The sequence below is a fragment of the Bradyrhizobium sp. Kon69 genome (assembly GCF_055807515.1).
Map to the genome: position 1 here is coordinate 244,395 of NZ_JBVVOS010000006.1, position 18,049 is coordinate 262,443.

Annotated in this window: 21 protein-coding genes; 12 read left to right on the forward strand and 9 right to left on the reverse strand. The window is 64.8% G+C overall.

The window, feature by feature from the left end:
- Positions 1–82: 82 nt before the first annotated feature.
- Positions 83–1,780, reverse strand: a complete 1,698-nt coding sequence (locus AC0L3U_RS11025; protein ID WP_473361762.1) for a tetratricopeptide repeat protein — start codon at positions 1,778–1,780, stop codon at positions 83–85.
- 244 nt (positions 1,781–2,024) lie between these two features.
- On the opposite strand from AC0L3U_RS11025, the gene msrA reads away from it, so the two are divergent.
- The 4 genes from msrA to AC0L3U_RS11045 all read left to right on the forward strand — a co-directional run bounded on the left by msrA (position 2,025) and on the right by AC0L3U_RS11045 (position 3,981).
- Positions 2,025–2,729: a peptide-methionine (S)-S-oxide reductase MsrA gene (gene msrA / locus AC0L3U_RS11030; RefSeq protein WP_473361763.1), complete on the forward strand. Its 705-nt coding sequence runs from the start codon at positions 2,025–2,027 to the stop codon at positions 2,727–2,729.
- Positions 2,730–2,783: 54 nt separating this feature from the next.
- A complete protein-coding gene (gene msrB, locus AC0L3U_RS11035) occupies positions 2,784–3,203 on the forward strand; it encodes a peptide-methionine (R)-S-oxide reductase MsrB (RefSeq protein ID WP_473361764.1) in 420 nt (139 codons plus the stop codon).
- Positions 3,204–3,311: 108 nt separating this feature from the next.
- A complete protein-coding gene (locus tag AC0L3U_RS11040) occupies positions 3,312–3,476 on the forward strand; it encodes a DUF3309 family protein (protein ID WP_081747975.1) in 165 nt (54 codons plus the stop codon).
- Positions 3,477–3,687: 211 nt separating this feature from the next.
- Entirely contained in the window at positions 3,688–3,981 is a 294-nt protein-coding gene (locus tag AC0L3U_RS11045; protein ID WP_007596188.1) for a hypothetical protein, read from the forward strand.
- 110 nt (positions 3,982–4,091) lie between these two features.
- On the opposite strand, the gene AC0L3U_RS11050 is transcribed toward AC0L3U_RS11045, so the two are convergent.
- Complete coding sequence (locus tag AC0L3U_RS11050) at positions 4,092–4,649, reverse strand: DUF4112 domain-containing protein (protein ID WP_473294537.1); 558 nt, start codon at positions 4,647–4,649, stop codon at positions 4,092–4,094.
- Positions 4,650–4,710: 61 nt separating this feature from the next.
- A complete protein-coding gene (locus AC0L3U_RS11055; protein WP_473347591.1) occupies positions 4,711–5,136 on the reverse strand; it encodes a DUF5413 family protein in 426 nt (141 codons plus the stop codon).
- 133 nt (positions 5,137–5,269) lie between these two features.
- Here AC0L3U_RS11055 and AC0L3U_RS11060 point away from each other — a divergent pair, with 133 nt between their 5' ends.
- From AC0L3U_RS11060 to AC0L3U_RS11070, 3 genes are all read left to right on the forward strand, one after another.
- Positions 5,270–5,515 (forward strand): hypothetical protein, encoded by a 246-nt coding sequence (locus AC0L3U_RS11060; protein ID WP_473347590.1) that lies wholly within the window; start codon positions 5,270–5,272, stop codon positions 5,513–5,515.
- Between the two features lie 37 nt (positions 5,516–5,552).
- Positions 5,553–5,780, forward strand: coding sequence for a hypothetical protein (locus AC0L3U_RS11065; protein ID WP_473294535.1), 228 nt, complete (start codon positions 5,553–5,555; stop codon positions 5,778–5,780).
- A gap of 259 nt (positions 5,781–6,039) precedes the next feature.
- On the forward strand, positions 6,040–6,312 hold the full coding sequence (locus AC0L3U_RS11070) for a hypothetical protein (protein WP_027519942.1): 273 nt from the start codon (positions 6,040–6,042) through the stop codon (positions 6,310–6,312).
- A gap of 158 nt (positions 6,313–6,470) precedes the next feature.
- Here the strand turns inward: AC0L3U_RS11070 and AC0L3U_RS11075 are convergent, their stop codons facing one another.
- Together AC0L3U_RS11075 and AC0L3U_RS11080 are read right to left on the reverse strand one after the other, a co-directional pair.
- Positions 6,471–8,096 (reverse strand): hypothetical protein, encoded by a 1,626-nt coding sequence (locus AC0L3U_RS11075; RefSeq protein ID WP_473361765.1) that lies wholly within the window; start codon positions 8,094–8,096, stop codon positions 6,471–6,473.
- A gap of 37 nt (positions 8,097–8,133) precedes the next feature.
- Positions 8,134–9,426: an adenylosuccinate synthase gene (locus AC0L3U_RS11080; RefSeq protein ID WP_354059838.1), complete on the reverse strand. Its 1,293-nt coding sequence runs from the start codon at positions 9,424–9,426 to the stop codon at positions 8,134–8,136.
- Between the two features lie 364 nt (positions 9,427–9,790).
- Between AC0L3U_RS11080 and AC0L3U_RS11085 the strand changes: the two genes are divergently transcribed.
- Positions 9,791–10,723, forward strand: coding sequence for a DMT family transporter (locus AC0L3U_RS11085; RefSeq protein ID WP_473361796.1), 933 nt, complete (start codon positions 9,791–9,793; stop codon positions 10,721–10,723).
- A 28-nt stretch (positions 10,724–10,751) separates the two neighbouring features.
- Here AC0L3U_RS11085 and AC0L3U_RS11090 read toward each other — a convergent pair whose 3' ends face one another.
- Both AC0L3U_RS11090 and AC0L3U_RS11095 read right to left on the reverse strand, forming a co-directional pair.
- On the reverse strand, positions 10,752–11,156 hold the full coding sequence (locus AC0L3U_RS11090) for a VOC family protein (RefSeq protein WP_473361766.1): 405 nt from the start codon (positions 11,154–11,156) through the stop codon (positions 10,752–10,754).
- 87 nt (positions 11,157–11,243) lie between these two features.
- The gene (locus tag AC0L3U_RS11095; protein WP_456768083.1) at positions 11,244–11,648 is read right to left on the reverse strand and encodes a hypothetical protein; all 405 of its coding nucleotides are present in this window, start codon (positions 11,646–11,648) and stop codon (positions 11,244–11,246) included.
- 73 nt (positions 11,649–11,721) lie between these two features.
- On the opposite strand from AC0L3U_RS11095, the gene AC0L3U_RS11100 reads away from it, so the two are divergent.
- A complete protein-coding gene (locus AC0L3U_RS11100; protein WP_473361767.1) occupies positions 11,722–12,327 on the forward strand; it encodes a TetR/AcrR family transcriptional regulator in 606 nt (201 codons plus the stop codon).
- Positions 12,328–12,344: 17 nt separating this feature from the next.
- On the opposite strand, the gene AC0L3U_RS11105 is transcribed toward AC0L3U_RS11100, so the two are convergent.
- Positions 12,345–12,734, reverse strand: a complete 390-nt coding sequence (locus AC0L3U_RS11105; protein ID WP_473361768.1) for a DUF1330 domain-containing protein — start codon at positions 12,732–12,734, stop codon at positions 12,345–12,347.
- Between the two features lie 105 nt (positions 12,735–12,839).
- Between AC0L3U_RS11105 and AC0L3U_RS11110 the strand changes: the two genes are divergently transcribed.
- Both AC0L3U_RS11110 and AC0L3U_RS11115 read left to right on the forward strand, forming a co-directional pair.
- A complete protein-coding gene (locus AC0L3U_RS11110; protein ID WP_473361769.1) occupies positions 12,840–13,775 on the forward strand; it encodes a DMT family transporter in 936 nt (311 codons plus the stop codon).
- A gap of 97 nt (positions 13,776–13,872) precedes the next feature.
- Entirely contained in the window at positions 13,873–14,850 is a 978-nt protein-coding gene (locus AC0L3U_RS11115; protein WP_473361770.1) for a Bug family tripartite tricarboxylate transporter substrate binding protein, read from the forward strand.
- 122 nt (positions 14,851–14,972) lie between these two features.
- On the opposite strand, the gene AC0L3U_RS11120 is transcribed toward AC0L3U_RS11115, so the two are convergent.
- A complete protein-coding gene (locus AC0L3U_RS11120; RefSeq protein WP_473361771.1) occupies positions 14,973–16,658 on the reverse strand; it encodes a methyl-accepting chemotaxis protein in 1,686 nt (561 codons plus the stop codon).
- Positions 16,659–16,908: 250 nt separating this feature from the next.
- Here AC0L3U_RS11120 and AC0L3U_RS11125 point away from each other — a divergent pair, with 250 nt between their 5' ends.
- Complete coding sequence (locus AC0L3U_RS11125) at positions 16,909–17,952, forward strand: C-terminal binding protein (RefSeq protein WP_473361772.1); 1,044 nt, start codon at positions 16,909–16,911, stop codon at positions 17,950–17,952.
- The last annotated feature ends 97 nt before the right edge of the window (positions 17,953–18,049 follow it).

The window sequence follows — 18,049 nt, forward strand, 5'->3', positions numbered from 1 at the left end:
CCCGGATGAGCGAAGCGATATCCGGGACAGAAGGACCCGCATGTCGCTACGCTCATGCGGGCTACGAATTCGAGCCCGGCCCTCACTTCCCCACAACAAAATAAAAATCCTCTCTTCCCGGCGGCGAGCCGTAGGAAAACGGCTGCTGCAGGTGCTTGGTCACAAGCCAGACGTCGTCGCGGACGATGTCGAACAGCTTTCGGATCTCGACGCGCGGCATCTTGATTTCGCGGGCGAGCGCGGTGGCGAACGGGCTGTCGGCGCCGCCGTCGCCGTCCATCGCGGTCTCGCCGTGCTTGGCGGCGTAGACCACCATGAAGCCGGCGCCGGGCTCGATGTTGGAAAAGCCCTTGTCCACCAGCTTGAGCGACAGCGTGCGCTGCATGGTCGGCGCGAACGGATTGTCGCGGCAGGCATCCAGCATCACCAGCCGCACTTTTCGCGCAGCGCCCACCGCCGCGATCACCTGCTCCAGCGCAACCGCCTGGGTCTCGGCGTCCCTGTCGGCGGCGAGCTTGGCATCGACGGGAACGAGATAATTGACGCCGCCGATCTCGAAACCATGGCCGGCGTAATAGACCACCGCCCAATCGGCCTTCTCTGCCTCGGCCGCAAACGTCTGCAACGCTTCGAAGAACTTGTCGCGGGTGAGATCGCTGACGGATATCACGGTCTGGAAGCCGACATCGCGCAGCGCGGCTGCGATCATTTTCGAGTCGCGTGGCGGATTGGGCAAGGCGTGGACGTTCTTGTAGGCGCCGTTCCCGATCACGAGCGCCACGCGGCGCCCGGTGGATCCGGGCGGCGCCTGCGGGGTCAGCGCGGCCAATCGCTCCTGCGCGATCGCGCGGGCACGCGCGACGTCGAGCTCGTCGAACTTCGTCAACGAATAGGCCGCCGCACGATAGTCGGCACGGGCCTGGGCGAGGTCCTTCTTGCGCTCGTAGATCTGGCCGCGACCCGAATGTGCGCGGACATTGTTCGGGTTGATCTGGATCGCCGTATTGTAGTCCTTCAGCGCCGCTTCGAAATCGCCCTTCAACATGTTGACGTCGGCGCGATTGTTGATCGCGTACGCGTTCTTCGGCTGCTTCTCGATCAGGCCGTTGCAGTCGGCGAAGGCCTGGTCGTACTTGCCCATCATGCCGTAGGTGATGCAGCGGTTGGCGGTGATCTGCTGCGCGCCCGGTTCGATCTTCTCGGCCTCCGCGAAATCGGCGATCGCGCCGTCAAAATCCTGCATCAGCGTGCGCACGCGGGCGCGGTTGGTGTAGCCGAGTAGGAATTTTGGCGCATATTTGATCGACAGATTGAAATCGTCGAGCGCGCTTTGCAGCGCCCCCCGGCGCAACTGGATGATGCCGCGGTTGTTGTAGGGGACACCGTAGGTCGGGCGCTTCTGGAGCGCGAGGTTGTAGTCCGTCATCGCATGGTCGTCCTGGCCCGTCCGCTCATAGGCGAGGCCGCGCAAATTGAGCGTGACGACGTTGTCGGGATCGAGATCGACGGCGATGGACAAGGTCTCGATGGCGTGGACGTAGTCGCGCTTGTTGATCAGCGTATTGCCGCGCACGGAGAGCGCGATGGCCTTGTCCTTGCCGGTGAGCCGGTCGGCGTTGAGCAAATTGTCGCAGGCTTGCGCCCTCGCCTGCGCATCCGCCTGGCGGTCGCGGCAAATGGCGAGGTCGTCGCCGGGTTTCGGATCGGCCGCCGCGATCGAGCTCCAGCCGGCCAGGATGGCGAGCAGGGCGACGAGGGTCAGGGATGCGACGCGCAGCATGGTGTCAGGTCAGCTCCAGCCATCATTCTTTAGGTCGATCACCGATCGTGCCGGTTCATCTAGCCCGGAGTTCCTGTCCTCGCCAAGCCGGGCCGCTCGGGGCGGCGCGTTTCACAGACTCGTGTCCGTCCGGCCGTAACAATCGCCCGGCCGGCCCGTATCTCGACTATCCGAAAATGCCGGGCAGGCTGTTCGCCCGGCCCCAACCGCCCTAGACTGTCAGACCTTCGGAAAGAGGATCGCCATGCGCCGACCTGCCATCCTGTCCCTGCTCGCCGCAACCACCGCCCTGACGCTGGCCTTTGCCGCGCCGACCCGGGCCGCAGAGGATGCGGTCGTGATCCCCGCTCCCACCGTTGATGCGACCCCCGCCAGCGGGATCCAGACCGCCGTGATCGCCGGCGGCTGCTTCTGGGGCGTGCAGGGCGTGTTCCAGCACACCGCAGGCGTCGTCAACGCGGTCTCCGGCTACGCCGGCGGCACCAAGGCGACAGCCGACTACCAGACCGTCTCGAGTGGCCGGACCGGCCACGCGGAATCGGTCGAGATCAAATACGACCCCAAGAAGATCTCCTACGGCAAGATCCTCCAGATCTACTTCTCGGTGGCGCACGACCCGACCCAGCTCAACCGGCAGGGCCCCGACTCCGGTACGCAATATCGCTCGGCGATCTTCACCACCTCAGACGAGCAGAAGAAGGTGGCCGAGGCCTATATCGCCCAGCTCAACGGCGCCAAGGTCTTCAATAAGCCGATCGCGACCAAGGTCGGCGCGCTGGAGGCGTTCTATCCGGCGGAGGCCTATCACCAGGATTATCTGACGCTGCACCCGAACCAGCCCTACATCGCCTACAACGACCTTCCGAAGGTCGAGAACCTCAAAAAGCTATTCGCGGATAACTATATCGAGAAGCCGACGCTGGTGAGCGCCAGCAAGGCCACCAACTGATCGCAAGATCACTGAACAAGATCATCGAAAACAAGATCATCGAACGGGAGACCCATGCCCGACACCAAGACGAAAACCACGGACGACAAGGTCATCAAGAGCGAAGAGCAATGGCGCAGCGAGTTGTCGCCGATGCAATACGCAGTGCTGCGCGAGAAGGCGACCGAGCGTCCCTTCTCCGGCGAATATGAGCACGACCACCGCGCCGGCACCTATACCTGCGCCGGCTGCGGCAATGTGCTGTTCGAGTCCGACGCGAAGTTCGATTCCGGCTGCGGCTGGCCGAGCTTCACCCAGCCCGCCGTCGAGGGCCATATCGACGAGGAGCGTGACGTCACCCACGGCATGATCCGCACCGAGGTGCTGTGCGCCAAGTGCAGCGGCCATCTCGGCCATGTCTTCCCCGACGGCCCTGGGCCGACGGGCTTGCGTTACTGCATCAATTCCGCCGCGCTGAAGCTCGAACCCAAATAAACCTTGCGCGCCGCCGGGTTCCGTCATGGAACCCGGCGGCGCGATGTGCTTTTCTTCCCTGGTGGTGCGGCCGGCCATGGCGTTGCGGCGGCCGCCAGGGAGGATGCCATGACGCTTGGGACCATCCTGATCATCCTGGTGATCATTTATCTCGTCGGCGGCCTGTCGGGCCGCGTCGGTGGCTACGGCTACGGAATGGGTCATTCCGGCATGGGGATCGGCGGCCTTGTCCTGGTGGTGCTGCTCGTGCTGCTGCTCCTTGGCAAGCTATAAACCATTCAAACCTCTGATATTATTGTAACTTTCCCAGTTGCGGAGCTGCCATGCGCGGATTCATCATCTCGCATCGCGGGGGTCGCAATTTTGTCAAAACGGGCTATATTAGAGGACGAAAATGACATGTGCGGCGCCCACTCAATGGTGGCCTCTGCCCGTCCCAACCCCACGCGCTTAAAGCCCCAGAGAGATCACGAGGTCTTTGACCATGCGTCCACTGCGTCCGTTCAACTTCAACACTTCCGCCGAACTCTTCCCCGCTGCGATCCGCAAGAAGAAGCGTGCAGGCTTCACCTATCGCCGGTTCGGCACCGCGGCCGAAGCCGTCCAGTTCGCGATGGAGCAGTTGCCGACGGACTCGCTGAACGGCGCCTATCTCCAGGTCGAGGAAGCGCGCTTCGACCAGAACGGCATCCGCTCGCTGTATGAGAGCGAAGCCTTCCCGCTGCCCCGCCACCGCAAGCCGGTGGAAGCTAGCACCGACGCCGCCGACGCGGCATAAATTTTCGTAACGCGCTCCGATGTGCGCTGAAAGCGCGATGGCCGAAAGGCCGTCGCGCTTTTTGCGTTTTGGGCAGTGTCAGTCTTGGGGAGTGTCAGACTTGGGGAGTGTCAGATGCGAGGCTGCTTGTCGAGCCAGCGGCGAAGCAGGCGCACGTTGCGCATGTTGGCACGGAACATGACGTCGAAGGCGTCGCCCGCGAACGGCACAATTCCCACAACGCCGTCGAGGGCGACATTGCCGAGCATGCGCGCGGTGATGTACCAGGGCGCCCCGAGCGCCCTCGCCTCTCGCACCAGCCAGAGCGAGATCGCGGTGGTGATGATGTCGCCGACGACGGGGATCAGTCCGATCAAGCCGTCGATGCCATAGCGGATATTGGTTCCGGGCAGCACGAAGGCGACGTCGAGCAGCTTTGCGATTGCCTCGATCCGCGCGATCCGCTGCTCGCGCGTCAGATTGCCAAACGGGTTGCCGGCGAAGGGACTGTCCTTCCCGAACTCGAAGCGAAACTCGCGAAAGCCCTGCTCCAGCGTTTCGGGCCGGATCTCGCGACCGTCCTGATCGATGATCGGTCCACGCCCCTCGGTGCCCGAAGAGGCCGCACCCGGGCGGCTTCCCGAACGGGAGCGACGTGGAGCAAGGATATCGTCATCGGACATGGTCATGGCCTGTAGGGAACGCGCCAGCGCGGCGGAGGTTGCTGCGGCGTGATCGAAGGTCGCGCCCTCAAGTCTGTGCTGCCGCCGGCTGGGGCTCCGGGACATATCTATGCACGAGCCAGGATGAAATCACCGCCGGCACGAACCCGACGAGGCCGTACAGGATGAACTGCACCGCGCCCGAATCCGGCCCGCGCGAGCTGTAGGTCAGCGAGGCCAGGATGAAGGCGAACACGCCGACCAGCAGCATCCGCAGCACCGGGCCGATCCGGCGGATGTGGACCAGGATATCGTCGACCGCACCGATCATCAGCGAGGGCAGGAAGCCGAACAGATAGCTGTATTGCAGGGACTTGAAGAACACCGCGAACAGCTTGCCGACCTCAGCGAGATTGGTCTGGGTCCAATAGCCGGACTGATAGGTCGTCGTCAGCAGCAGCAGGAACCCGCCCACGAACGGGCCGACCAGCGCAAACACAAGATAGCGTTTCATCAGGCACCCTCATCCTTCGCCCCGTTATAGCAGCGCCGCGGGAACCTTGAATAGCGGGAGGTGCGGGCTCCGCGCTGGGAACAAGCGGCATAGCGACGGACTTGAAACTCACCTGTCAGATTTGGAGCCGCCGATGTCCCGCAAACTGTTCTTCCTGGCGACGATCGCGCTGACGGCCGTCAGCGGCCTCTCGAACGCGCCCGCTTTCGCGCAAGGCCATATGGGTACGCCGCAGGAGCAGAAGGCCTGTTCGCGGGACGCCTCGCGCTTCTGCCGCAAGGACCTCGGCAACGACATGGCGGTGCAAGGCTGCTTGCAAGCCAACCGGGCCAAGCTGTCGCGGTCTTGCAGCAAGGTGTTTCAGAGCCACGGCATGTGAGGACCGGAACCATCCCCGGATAATGGAGAGTGAAGCCATGTTGCGCGACGAACAGCTCTCGATTCTCAGGGACATCAGCCAGTCCATCGCGTTTGCCGACGACCGGCACGGCAAGATAGGCGAGCTGATCGCCGACGGTTACGTGATGAAGGACGGCGATCTGTTCGAGCTCACGGCAAAGGGCGTTACGGCGGTCGAGGAGCACGCAGCGCTTGGCGCAAGCGATACGGAACAAGCGAGCGTATCCTCCGATCGATTGATCTGATCGCACGCGAGTCGCATTGTGCGTGACGTGCGCGCAACAATTGCGAATTCCTTTTCGCCTGCCATTGCAGCCGCGTGACAATGGCGCATACTTGATTCGGGCGGCGCAGCACTTTTCGATTCGAACATCACGAGAGATCGAGCGACCACATCCGGGATTGAGGTCCCGGCGTGAAGGCTGTGACATGCGGCAGATCAAGCCGCGTGCGGCGCCCCAAAACCAAGTGGCTCAACCCACGGAACTCGGGGACGCATTCCGCATGACACGCTACCAGACCATCGCAACTCTCTTCGCCGTCACAACCGCAGCCATCGCATTCCAGACATCGCCCGGCCTTTCCTTCTCGTCCGAAGCGCAGCAGATGTGCTCCGGCGATGCCATGCGGCTGTGCTCGAGCGAGATCCCCGACATCCCCAGGATCAGGGCCTGCATGGTGCAGAAGAAAGCTCAGGTCAGCCCCGGCTGCCGCGCCGTGATGGACCGCGAGCACGCCGCCGCGACATCGCGCAAGCGGGAAGCGACGGCGCAGTAGAGAGAGCGTAGCTGCGGCATCCTTCGAGACGCCCGCCCAAGGGGCGGGCCCTCAGGATGAGGTCTCGTTTCGCGGCGAGATATCAAGCCCTCATGGTGAGGAGCCCGCCAAGGCGGGCGTCTCGAACCATGCGGGCCGAGGTCTCACGGTTTAGAGATCTAATCGCCCCACTGCGCGAAGGCGTCGTTGAAGGCGCGCTCGCCGGGAGCGCCCTTCTCGATGGCGATGATGGCGCGGCGCTGGTTGGCGTAGACCAGGGGCACGTCGAACCAGGAGCGCTCCTTCAGGAGCTGGACATTCCGGCTGCGGTCGGCGTCGACGTTGGAGAGGCCGACCAGGAAGAAGCCGTCGGTGACTTTGACCGCGAGGCCTGCGAGCGGCGTGCCGCGTGCCTGCTCGTTCGACTTCATCAGGATGCCCGGCACGTTGGCGACGCCGCCGCCCGAAAAGTCCGCCGGCAGGACGAAGGTCAGCTCCGCGGTGTGGCTCGCCGGCAGCGAGGAGTCGGTGTTGCGGCGGAACGACATCGTCATCTTGAACTTGCGGTCGGGGATCTCGATGTCGGCGCGCACGGCGACGTCGGCCTTCTGGTTGCCCGACGCCTTGATCGGCTCGAGCCGCCACACCACCGAGCCGACATATTGCTTGCCCTTCGGATCGGATGGATCCTCGTCATAGAGCACGACCTTCTGCGCCACCGGCGCGACCGGCTGGTCGCTGGCCGAGGGCTGGCCGACGCGATCCGGAATCTTGGGCCTGCTCTGCGGCTGCGACGAATCCCTGGGCGCCTCCACCACCTGCGTCGGCGAAGACTTCAACAGGTTGGTCGCGGTCTGGACCAGCTGCTTGCCCCAGAGGATGCCGGCACCGACCAGGATCAGCGCGATGCCGACGGCGATCGCGCTCTTGAACGGAAACACGGAGCCGGTGCGGGCGCGCTTCTTCTTGGGTTCGCGGTCGAGAACGGGGATGTGCGGACGCTGCGACGGCGGCTGCGACTGCGGCGCGTAGCGCTCGGCCTCCTCGATCGATTCGTCGTAGGAGTAGGGCGCGTCCGTCCCGGCTGCGCGATTTTCCAGGCTCGGCTCGAGCCGGTCGAATTCCGGCGAGGGCGAAGGCACGTTAGCGTAGGTGCGGCGCGCGGCGCGGTTGGCCTGCGCGGCGGCGCCGCCGAGATCGTTGGCGTCGGCCGTGATGTCGCGGAAGCCGCGCACGCCCGGTGCCGGCGGCAGCGGCGGCGGAGGTCCCATGTCCGGCGGACGGCGCCCACCGGCGCGATCACGTCCGGCCGGCGGAGGCTCCGGCATCGCCGGCGGTGCCGACGGACCCGGCTGCCGCGGCGCGTCGAAACGCGGAGCCCGCGGCGCACGCGGGGCGTTACCCTGGTCATCGACGTTGAAGGAGGGCCGGTCGGCGCGCGGCGGCGGCGGAGCCGGACGGGCGCGCGGCGGGGCAGAAGTTTGGGGCGCGGGCGCATTGCCCTCAGTGGCGCGGGTGCTGGCGCGGCGGAAGGCATCGCCGCTGCCGCTGCTGCGGGCGCCGCCACCGGGGCGCGAGGCCTCGCGGGCACGCTGGGCAGCCTCTGATTCGACCTTGCGGACGGCCTCTTCCAGCGAGAGCCGCTCGCGCGTGATCTCGGATTCGGAGAGCGGCGGCTGCACGCTGCGGAGCTGCGCGATCAGCGCCGTGCGCGCCCGCTCGTAAAGCGCGCGACGGCTCTCGCCGGGAGCGTTGGGGTCCAGGGCGGCAATAGCGCGGGCGATCAGCGGATAGTAATCAGCCATTTCTACTCAATTATACGCGCGTCCCGGTAAGAGATCGTTAAGCCTCAAACGGATTTTGTACCAGGATAGTATCCTCGCGTTCGGGGCTGGTGGAAAGCAGTGCGACCGGGCACCCCACCAATTCCTCGATCCGGCGGACATATTTGATCGCCTGGGCCGGCAGCTGGGCCCAGGACCGCGCATTGGCGGTCGGCTCCTTCCAGCCTTCGATGGTCTCGTAGATCGGCTCGACCCGGGCCTGGGCGCCCTCGCCCGCCGGGAAATGATCGATCTCCTTGCCGTCGAGCTTGTAGCCGGTGCAGACCTCGATCGTGTCGAAGCCGTCGAGAATGTCGAGCTTGGTCAGCGCCAGACCGTTGATGCCGCAGGTCCGGACCGCCTGGCGAACCAGAACCGCATCGAACCAGCCGCAGCGGCGGGGCCGTCCGGTATTGGTACCGAACTCGCGGCCGCGCTCGCCGATCTTGCGGCCGGTCGGGTTGTCCTGCTCGGTCGGGAACGGGCCCTGGCCGACGCGGGTCGTATAGGCCTTGCAGAGGCCGAGCACATAGCCGACCGCGGCGGGGCCGAGGCCCGACCCGGTCGCCGCCTGCGCCGCCACCGTGTTGGACGAGGTGACGTAAGGGTATGTGCCGTGATCGACGTCGAGCAGCGCGCCTTGCGCGCCCTCGAACAGCATGCGCTTGCCCTCGCGCCGCTTGATGTCGAGCAACCGCCACACCGTCTCGGCATAGGGCAGGAGCTGCGGCGCGAGCGCAGTCAATTCCTTCAGGATCTCCTTGCCGTCGAACTCCGGCAGGCCGAGGCCGCGGCGCAATGCATTGTGATGCGCCAGCAGCCGGTCGATCTTGTGCGGCAGCGTGTCGAGATCGGCGAGGTCCATCAGGCGGATGGCGCGGCGGCCGACCTTGTCCTCGTAGGCCGGGCCGATGCCGCGTCGGGTGGTGCCGATCGCGGTCGCCGCATTGGCGGATTCGCGATGCGCGTCGAGCTCGCGGTGCAGCGGCAGGATCAGCGTGACGTTCTCGGCGACCCGCAGATTGTCCGGGCTGACCGCGACGCCCTGCGACCGCAGCTTGGTGACCTCGTCGAGGAAGGCGGTGGGATCGAACACGACGCCGTTGCCGATCACCGACAGCTTCTGCTCGCGCAGCACGCCCGAGGGCAGCAGCGCCAGCTTGTAGGTCTTGCCGTTGATCACCAGCGTGTGGCCGGCGTTATGGCCGCCCTGGAAACGGACGACGATGTCCGCCTGCTCCGACAACCAGTCGACGATCTTGCCCTTTCCTTCGTCGCCCCACTGGGCGCCGACGACGACAACATTGGCCATTCGCGGGTAATCCCTATGCAATCTGTTAGATGCGCCCAGCCCAATCACGGCCGGGGCCGCTCGAACGCGAGGCAGCCAACCGGATAAAGGATGCAGCCCCTCTAGGCAAGCAAGAACGGGACTTTTTCGAGGCCGTGAGCGCACTCCAACCCTTTGATATCCCTGAAAATCCAGAAACCTTCGCGACCGGTGCAATGCTTCGACCAAAGCGTGAGAGGCTGCTTCCGCCGCTGCATGGTCGCGATGCATCCGGCCCCCGTTGATGCAACCTCGATTTCCGTGTCTTTGAACGGGCCGGGTCCGAACCGGCCCGGGTGCCGCCGGGCTGGAGGCTTGGCGCATGACGCGGGGCCACAACACTCCAATGTCCGCCACCGACGAGACCACCGGCGCTGCCACGTCGGCCCAGAACTGGATCGCCAACCAGCCTTATCTGCTGCTCAGCATCACTGCGCTGTGCTGGGCCGGCAATGCCATCGTCGGACGGCTCGCCGCCGGTCACATCCCGCCGGTGACGCTGTCGTTCCTGCGCTGGTTCTTCGCCTTCCTGCTGGTGCTGCCGTTCGCCTGGAAACACCTTGCGCAGGACTGGCCCGCGATCCGCGGCAAGATCGGCCTGATGGTCACGCTCTCGATCACCGGCATCGGCGCCTTCAACACGCTGCAATATTGGGCGCTCGAGCATACGCAGGCGCTCAACACGTTGCTACTTCAGTCAGCCGCGCCGCTCGTCGTGGCGCTGTGGTCGCTCGCCATCCTCGGCATCAGGCTCACCGCGGCGCAGGCCTTCGGCGTGCTGCTGTCGATGTGCGGCGTGCTGATCATCCTGCTGCATGGCGATCTCACCACGCTGTCGAACATCGATTTCAACAAGGGCGACCTCATCTTCATCGTCGCGCTGATCATCTTCGCGCTCTATTCGGTGCTGACCTTGAAGCGACCGCCGATGCACGGCCTGTCGTTCCTCGCCTTCACGTTCGGCTGCGGCGCTGCTTGTCTCATTCCGCTGGAGATCTGGGAGTTGTCCGCGCGTCCCGTGATGAAGCTCGACGGGCCGAACCTCCTGACCCTGTTCTATGTCGCGGTGTTCCCCTCGACGCTCGCCTATCTCTGCTTCAATCGCGGTGTCCGGCTGATCGGCGCCAACCGCGCCGCGCCCTTCTTCCATGTCGTGCCGGTGTTCGGCTCGATCATGGCAATGGCATTTCTGGGCGAGCACCCGCAGGCGTTCCACTTCATCGGCTTCGCGCTGGTGCTGGCCGGGGTGTTCGTGGCGTCACGGAAGCAGGCGAGCTAGGCTTGGGGCCCGGTTCGATCGCCCGCGATCAAGCGTTTGCCGACGCGTTCATCCATACCATCTCCCAAACATATCCATCCGGGTCTTCAATGTGTCGGTTGTACATGAAGCCGAGATCCTGCGCCGGATTGGGATCGGCGCGACCGCCCGCAGCCACCGCGCGGGCCAGCGTTGCATCGACGGCATCGCGGTCGTCGACCGTCAGGGCGAACATAGCCTGGCTGTGGCGCCGCGCGTCGCCGATCTCGCGTTGGGTGAATTCACGATACTGGTCGTGGGTCAGCAGCATCACGCCGATCGCGTCCGTGAACATGAGCGAGGTCGAATTTGCGCCGGAGAATTGAGGGTTCACCGCGCCACCCAGCGCTACGTAGAACGCCGTCGAGGCGGCGAGGTCGCGTACAGGCAGGTTGACGAGAATCATCTTGGACATTGCTTTTCCTTCGAAAGCGACTGCAAGCCGCGCCAGGGTCTGTCATTGGGAACGGAGAGCTCTCAACACTCCTCCCCGAAACTGCATTCAAATGTAGCGCGCGGCGCCCATGCAGAGCGCGGCGATGCCCAGCAGGCCCGCCGCCGCACGTTGGGCGGCGGCGATACGTGCACGGAGGTCCTCCGGCTTGCCGGCGCCACGACGCAAGGCCACGAGCGCACGGGGCCCGATGACAGCCTGAACACCGGCCGCGATCAGTGCGCAGACAGCACCAACCGCGAGCACCTGTTCGGTCGTGCCGAAGCTGTGGGAATGAACGAGATGCCCGAGATAGCCGCCGGTCAGGATGGCAATCGTCGCCGCGCCGAGTTGTGGAAAGACCAGTTGCTCACCGCCAACTCCGCCGATGCGGGCCAGCGCAAAGCTTGATCCCGCCCAGAACACGGACGACAACACATGAAGTGACAAGGCGATCACGAGGGCAGTCTGCATGGCAAGCTCCGAACCGGCTTCTAAATTAGATATACTACATGTATAGTCAATACGTCAACAGAATGGCGAGGCGATGCCTAAGCGCAGTTATGTGAGCTCCGCACGGGCTTCCGCGGCGGCGGCGACGCGCGAGCGCATCATCGCCGCCGGCGCGCGGCTCCTGCGCGAGGACGCGAGCATTGCGAACTTCTCCCTCGACGTCGTCGCGAAGGCGGCCGGCGTCACGCGGTTGACCGTCTACAACCAGTTCGGATCGCGGCGGGGATTGCTGGAGGCCGTGTTCGACGACATCGCGCACCAGGGCGGACTGTTCGAACTGGCCGGGGTGATGACGATGGCGGATCCGCGCGCCGCGCTCGACCGCGTCATCGAAATCTTCTGTACGTTCTGGGGGCGCGATCCCGCCATCGGCGGACTCAACCAGGCCATCGCGACCGATCCGGAATTCGGCGAGGCGCTGATCGAGCGTAACGAGCGCCGCCGGGAACTGCTGACCGCGCTGCTGTCGCGGATCGTCGGCAAGCACGCGGCAAAGCGCGCCATGCGGGACACGGTCGATTTGATCTTCGTGCTGACGAGCTATCCGACGTTTGCGGTGTTGAGCCGACAGCGGTCGACGGAGGAGGTCTGTCGCTTGCTGCAGAAGGCGTGTCACGCGGCTGCAGACGGACTGAAGTAAAACGGCGGCAGGCGGCGCTATTTCGTCTTGAACTTGCTGTACGCTTCGTTCATCGCAATGATGACGTGCTCGGCGCAGGCGTTAACGCGGTGCGGATCGGCCTCAGTCTCGTAGGCCTCCGACGTCATCATGTCGACGAAAGCCGTGACGGTGGGATAATAGACCAGCGCCGCGAAATCCCAGTTGTTGCCCTGCTGCGGGCCGAGCGCGACCGCCTTGGCGTCGCCGGTCCAGAGCAGCGTACCGCCGCGCGCCTTGATCATCGGCACCGTGACCGCACTGTAGCGCAAATAGGCGTCCCAGCCGGAACCGTCGCCGTCGCCGGAGCGCGCGTGGAAGCGCATCAGGTTCAGCATCACCACCGGTGCATGCCGATCGAGCCGCTCCAGGCCATCGATGTTCAACATACTAACCGCCAATGCCGCCTCCTCTGGTCATGCCTGCATTGTAGCATTGCGGCCGCGTGTCTTGTGTCACGACATAAATCCGGCGCAAGCTTCTAACCAACGCCAATGACGATCGCTCCGCCCGCGCCACCGGCCTCCAATCCAGCCAGTTGGCTCAACAACCAGCCTTATCTGCTGCTTAGCCTGAGCTCGCTGTTCTGGGCCGGCAACATCGTGCTCGCGCGCCACGTCGGCGCGCATGTGCCGCCGCTGACGGTGACCACGATCCGCTGGTTCGGCGTGTTCCTGATCCTGCTGCCGTTCGCCTGGCCGCATTTGAAGCGCGACTGGCCGAATCTGCGCAAGAGCCTGCCGCTGATGCTGTTCCTGTCGCTGGTGGGCTTTGCCTTCAACAACGCGATCTCGTATTGGGCGATGCAGTACACGGAAGCGCTGAACGCGCTGCTGATCCAGTCGGCCGGGCCGCTGTTCGTGGCGCTGTGGTCGCTGGTGCTGTTCGGCGTGCGGCTGACCGGTGCGCAGCTCGCCGGCATCGGGATCTCGCTTCTCGGCGTGCTGATCATCATCCTGCGCGGCGATCTCGCCGCGCTCGCAAGCATCAGCTTCAACAGAGGCGACATCATGTTCGCCTCCTCGCTGGTGGCGTTCGGGATCTACTCCGCCTTCATCCCGCGGCGGCCGAAGATCCACCAACTCTCCTTTCTCTCCTTCACCACCTGCTGCGGCGCGACGATGCTGCTGCCGACCGCGATCTGGGAAGCCTGGAGCGGCCGCGTCCTGCAGCTCGACGCGGTGACGCTGGCCACGCTGGGCTACATCCTGATCTTTCCCTCGACGCTGGCCTATCTGTTCTTCAACCGGGGCGTGGCGCTGATCGGCCCGAACCGCGCCGCGCCGTTCTTCCATCTGGTGCCGGTGTTCGGCTCGGCGATGGCGATCCTGCTGCTCGGCGAAAAGATCCAGCCATTCCACCTGATCGGCTACCTGCTGGTGCTCGCCGGCGTCGTGATCGCCTCGCGCCAGGGCTCTGCGGTGAAGTAATTCCGCGCCGCGAGACGAGGCGACAAACTCGCGCCTTCCGATTTCGACGAGGAGACGCTAGGTTCCCCGCCAACGAAAAAAGAGGGAACGAACCGACATGCTTTCAGCGTTGAACCGAAACCTGCGTGCCATCGGCACGGCCGTCCTTTGTCTCGCCGCCGCGTCCGCTGCGCAGGCCGACAATTATCCGAGCCGCAACATCACGCTGGTGCTGCCGTTCGCGGCCGGCAGCGGCACCGACACCACGACGCGGCTGATCTCGCAGCATTTGTCGCAGGCACTCGGCGTCGGCATCGTCATCGAGAACAAGGCGGGCGCCAACGGCATGATCGCCGCCACCTATGTCGCGCGCGCCGCGCCCGACGGCTACACGCTGCTGGTGACCACCAACACCACGCATTCGGCCAATCCCTATCTGCTCAAAAGCCTGACCTACGATCCGGTCAAGGACTTCACCCCGATCGCGCGCACCGGCGACCTGCCCTTCATGCTGGTGATCCACCCGGAGGTGCCGGCCAAGACCGTCGGCGAACTCATCGCCTACGGCAAGGCCAATCCGGGCAAGCTGAGCTACGCCTCGGGCTCGTCCTCGGCGATCGTGTCGGGTGCGACCTTCGCGCACAATACCGGGCTCGACCTCCTGCACGTGCCCTACAAGAGCTCGCCGCCGGCGCTCAACGACGTCATGGGTGGTCGCGTCTCGATGATGTTCGTGGACATCCTGACCGGCCTGCCGCATGTCCAGGGCAACGCGCTACGCGCGCTCGCCGTCACGACCAAGGACCGCTCCTCGCTGGTGCCGAACCTGCCCTCGATGCAGGAGGCCGGCGTGCCGGACTTCGACATCTCGTCGTGGCAGGGCTATTTCGGCCCCGCCGGCATGCCCAAGGAGATCGTGACGCGGCTCAACGCCGAGATCCGGAAGATCGTCGAGAAGCCGGAGATCAAGGCCCAGCTCGCCACCCTCGGCATGGACGCGTTTTCGGGCACGCCGGAGCAGCTCGGCACGTTCGTGAACGAACAGCTGGTGTTGTGGGAGAAGCTGATCCGCGAGGCGGGGATCGAGAAGCAGTAGGGCGGTCTCGTAGGGTGGGCAAAGCGAAGCGTGCCCACCGAGAAATTACCGCGAACTCAAAAAGAAAAAGGTGGGCACGACGCTTCGCGTCTTTGCCCACCCTACAAATTCAGTGCAAGAACTTACGCCGCGCGCATCTTGGCGAGGAAGCCGTCGACTGCACTGCGCAGCGCGCCGGACTGGCTGTCGAGCTCGCGGGCGTTGGTGAGCACGTCGCTTGCCGCCGTGCCGGTCGCTTCCGCGGCCGAGGTGACGCTGCCGATATTGGCGTTGATCTCGCTCGAGCCGGCCGCGACCGACTGGATGTTGCGGGCGATCTCGCGGGTCGCCTCGCCCTGCTGCTCGATCGACGCGGAAATGCCCGCGGTGATCTCGCTCATCTCGGCGATGGTCTGGGTGATGCCGCCGATGGCGGCGACCGCATCGCTGGTCGAGGTCTGCATCGCCGCGACCTGGGCGGAGATTTCCTCGGTGGCCTTGGCGGTCTGGTTGGCAAGCGCCTTGACCTCGGAAGCGACGACGGCGAAGCCGCGGCCGGATTCACCGGCACGCGCCGCCTCGATGGTGGCGTTGAGGGCGAGCAGATTGGTCTGTGCCGCGATCGAGTGGATCAGCTTGACCACCTCGCCGATCTTCTCGGCGCCGGTGGAGAGCTCCTGCACCGTGGCATTGGTGCGCTCGGCGTCGTTGACGGCACGGCTCGCCACTTCGGTCGAGCGGGTGACCTGGCGGGAGATCTCCGCAACCGAGCTCGACAGCTCTTCGGCGGCGGCGGCAACCGTGCCGACATTGCCCGACGCTCTCTGCGAGGCCGCGCCGACCGTCGCCGCACGCGAAGAGGCGTCGCTGGCGGTCGCGGTCATCGATTGAGCCGTGGCTTGCATGCCCGTCGCGGCCGAGGAGACCGAGCGGACGATGCCGTTGACGCTGCGTTCGAAGTCGCTGGCGATGCCCTCCATCGCGCTGCGACGTTCCGCCGCGACACGATCCTTGGCATCGGCTTCGGTCTTCTCGAGGTCGCGAATGCGCAGTGCGTTGTCCTTGAAGATCTGGACGGTCGACGCCATTGCGCCGACCTCGTCGCCACGGCCGACGCCGGGAATGTCGCCGTCGAGCTTGCCCTCGGCGAGATCCTTCATGCGGGCGCCGAGCAGAACCAGCGGACCGCTGATGCTGCGGCCGAGCAGCCAGGCGACGCTTCCGGCGACGATCACGATGCCGAACATGGCAAGACCGAGCAGCCAGTAGACCGGGCCCATCTTTGCGTCGATGTCGTCGAGATAGGCGCCGGTGCCGAGATACATCTCGAGTTCGGGAACGGCCACCGCATAGCCCATCTTCCGGATCAAGCCTTCCTGGCCCGGTTTCGCGTATTCATAGGTCAAAAGGATCGAACCGTTAGCCTTCGCACCGTTCATCAGCTCCCAAGACAGTTTGCGGCCATTGGTCAGAACTTCCATGCGGTTGCTGCCGATCTGCTTCGGATCTGGCGCCAGCTGCGTGATACCGTCATAGGATGTTCCGAAGAGATAACCGGCGCCTTTGTCATAGGTCATCGCGTTGCCGTAGCGGCGAAGATCAGCCATCGCGGCGTCCTTCGTCATCTCGCCCGCATCCACCCGCTTCTTCAGCGCCACCGCATAGTTGCGGCCCATGTCGACGATGGCCTTGGCCTGCTCGATGCGCGCGTTCACCATCTCCTGCTTCATCAGATAGCCGGAAAGAACCCCGGAGATGCACAAGCCGAACAAAGTGACGCCGACAAGGATGCCGAGCTTGGGGGCGATCTTCATATTGCTCAATTTCACGGGATGCTCCGGCAACAAAGGGATAAGGACGCGCGAGGGAATCGATCGCAATTGAATCAACTTTTAGTGGCGAGCCCTTAGCAACCTGTTACGGAGCGCCCCGTAAAAGCCCGGAGGAAACGTCGGGGCCGTCGCACAATCGACGCGACGGCAACCGCCGATTGTACGCAACCGCCCCGATTTCGCGTAAAAGACGCAAAGGCCCGCGCAAAGTCCGGGTCACAACAAGAAACCAAATCGGGAGCAGGATATGCCGACATACAGGGTGGTGACGCCAAAGGGCGCGAGCTTCACGGTCGCGAGCAGCGATTATTCCTACGAGCGTGAGGCGCTCGATCCGATCGACGCCGAGATCGTCGAGGCGCCGGCCGACGAGGCCGGGTTCATCGCCGTCGCCAAGACGGCGGACGCCATCTACGCCAAGGGCATCCCGATCACCAAGACCATCATCGACGCGCTGGAGAGCTGCAAGGTCATTACGCTCGGCTCGGTCGGCGTCGACAGCGTCGACATCAAGGCCGCGACCGCGCGCGGCATTCCCGTCACCAACATCCCCGACACCTTCATCGAGGAGGTCGCAGACCACGCCATGATGCTGCTGCTCGCGGGCTTCCGCCGGCTGGTCGAGCAGGACCGGATGGTGCGCAGCGGCCGCTGGGCCGAGGGCAGGCCGGCGTTGTCGAAGATTCCGCGGCTGATGGGCCAGACGCTCGGCTTCATCTCGTTCGGCCGCGTCGCGCGTGCAGTGGCGAAACGCGCAGCTCCGTTCGGCCTGCGGATGATGGCCTACGATCCCTTCATCCAGGAAACGCTGATGTCCGACCACGGCGTGATTCCGGCGACGCTGAACGAGGTGTTGTCGCAATCCGACTTCGTCTCGATGCACGCCCCCGCCCGGCCCGAGGTGCATCACATGCTCACCGAGAAGCACTTCCGCCAGATGAAGAAGGGCTCGGTCTTCATCAACACGGGCCGCGGCGCCACCGTGGACGAGGAAAGCCTGATCAAGGCGCTGCAGGAGGGCTGGATCGCCCATGCCGCCCTCGACGTGCTGGAGAAGGAGCCGCCCTCGCACAACAATCCGTTGCTCGGCATGGAAAACGTCACCCTGACCGCCCATGTCGCCTCCGCCTCGGCACGGTTTGACGAGGCGCGCAAGCGCCGGGTGGGCTACGAATTGTCACTGGTGCTTCAGGGCATGTGGCCGGTAAGCTGCGTCAATCCGTCGGTGCTGCAAGACACCGCGCTCCGCCGCTGGCAGCCTGTCAGCATGGACCGCGGCCCGAACAGCTAGGCGGGACGGCCGCGAAGGCGCGCCGGCAACCGGCAAAAGACTGAAAACGACCCTTCACCGGCGATCAACGCCGGGAAGGGAAACACATAGGGAGGAA

Coding starts and splice junctions, on each gene's coding strand:
- AC0L3U_RS11025 (WP_473361762.1), bottom strand. CDS start 1,780: ATGCTGCGCGTCGCATCCCTGACCCTCGTCGCCCTGCTCGCCATCCTG.
- msrA (WP_473361763.1), top strand. CDS start 2,025: ATGCGCCGACCTGCCATCCTGTCCCTGCTCGCCGCAACCACCGCCCTG.
- msrB (WP_473361764.1), top strand. CDS start 2,784: ATGCCCGACACCAAGACGAAAACCACGGACGACAAGGTCATCAAGAGC.
- AC0L3U_RS11040 (WP_081747975.1), top strand. CDS start 3,312: ATGACGCTTGGGACCATCCTGATCATCCTGGTGATCATTTATCTCGTC.
- AC0L3U_RS11045 (WP_007596188.1), top strand. CDS start 3,688: ATGCGTCCACTGCGTCCGTTCAACTTCAACACTTCCGCCGAACTCTTC.
- AC0L3U_RS11050 (WP_473294537.1), bottom strand. CDS start 4,649: ATGACCATGTCCGATGACGATATCCTTGCTCCACGTCGCTCCCGTTCG.
- AC0L3U_RS11055 (WP_473347591.1), bottom strand. CDS start 5,136: ATGAAACGCTATCTTGTGTTTGCGCTGGTCGGCCCGTTCGTGGGCGGG.
- AC0L3U_RS11060 (WP_473347590.1), top strand. CDS start 5,270: ATGTCCCGCAAACTGTTCTTCCTGGCGACGATCGCGCTGACGGCCGTC.
- AC0L3U_RS11065 (WP_473294535.1), top strand. CDS start 5,553: ATGTTGCGCGACGAACAGCTCTCGATTCTCAGGGACATCAGCCAGTCC.
- AC0L3U_RS11070 (WP_027519942.1), top strand. CDS start 6,040: ATGACACGCTACCAGACCATCGCAACTCTCTTCGCCGTCACAACCGCA.
- AC0L3U_RS11075 (WP_473361765.1), bottom strand. CDS start 8,096: ATGGCTGATTACTATCCGCTGATCGCCCGCGCTATTGCCGCCCTGGAC.
- AC0L3U_RS11080 (WP_354059838.1), bottom strand. CDS start 9,426: ATGGCCAATGTTGTCGTCGTCGGCGCCCAGTGGGGCGACGAAGGAAAG.
- AC0L3U_RS11085 (WP_473361796.1), top strand. CDS start 9,791: ATGTCCGCCACCGACGAGACCACCGGCGCTGCCACGTCGGCCCAGAAC.
- AC0L3U_RS11090 (WP_473361766.1), bottom strand. CDS start 11,156: ATGTCCAAGATGATTCTCGTCAACCTGCCTGTACGCGACCTCGCCGCC.
- AC0L3U_RS11095 (WP_456768083.1), bottom strand. CDS start 11,648: ATGCAGACTGCCCTCGTGATCGCCTTGTCACTTCATGTGTTGTCGTCC.
- AC0L3U_RS11100 (WP_473361767.1), top strand. CDS start 11,722: ATGCCTAAGCGCAGTTATGTGAGCTCCGCACGGGCTTCCGCGGCGGCG.
- AC0L3U_RS11105 (WP_473361768.1), bottom strand. CDS start 12,734: ATGTTGAACATCGATGGCCTGGAGCGGCTCGATCGGCATGCACCGGTG.
- AC0L3U_RS11110 (WP_473361769.1), top strand. CDS start 12,840: ATGACGATCGCTCCGCCCGCGCCACCGGCCTCCAATCCAGCCAGTTGG.
- AC0L3U_RS11115 (WP_473361770.1), top strand. CDS start 13,873: ATGCTTTCAGCGTTGAACCGAAACCTGCGTGCCATCGGCACGGCCGTC.
- AC0L3U_RS11125 (WP_473361772.1), top strand. CDS start 16,909: ATGCCGACATACAGGGTGGTGACGCCAAAGGGCGCGAGCTTCACGGTC.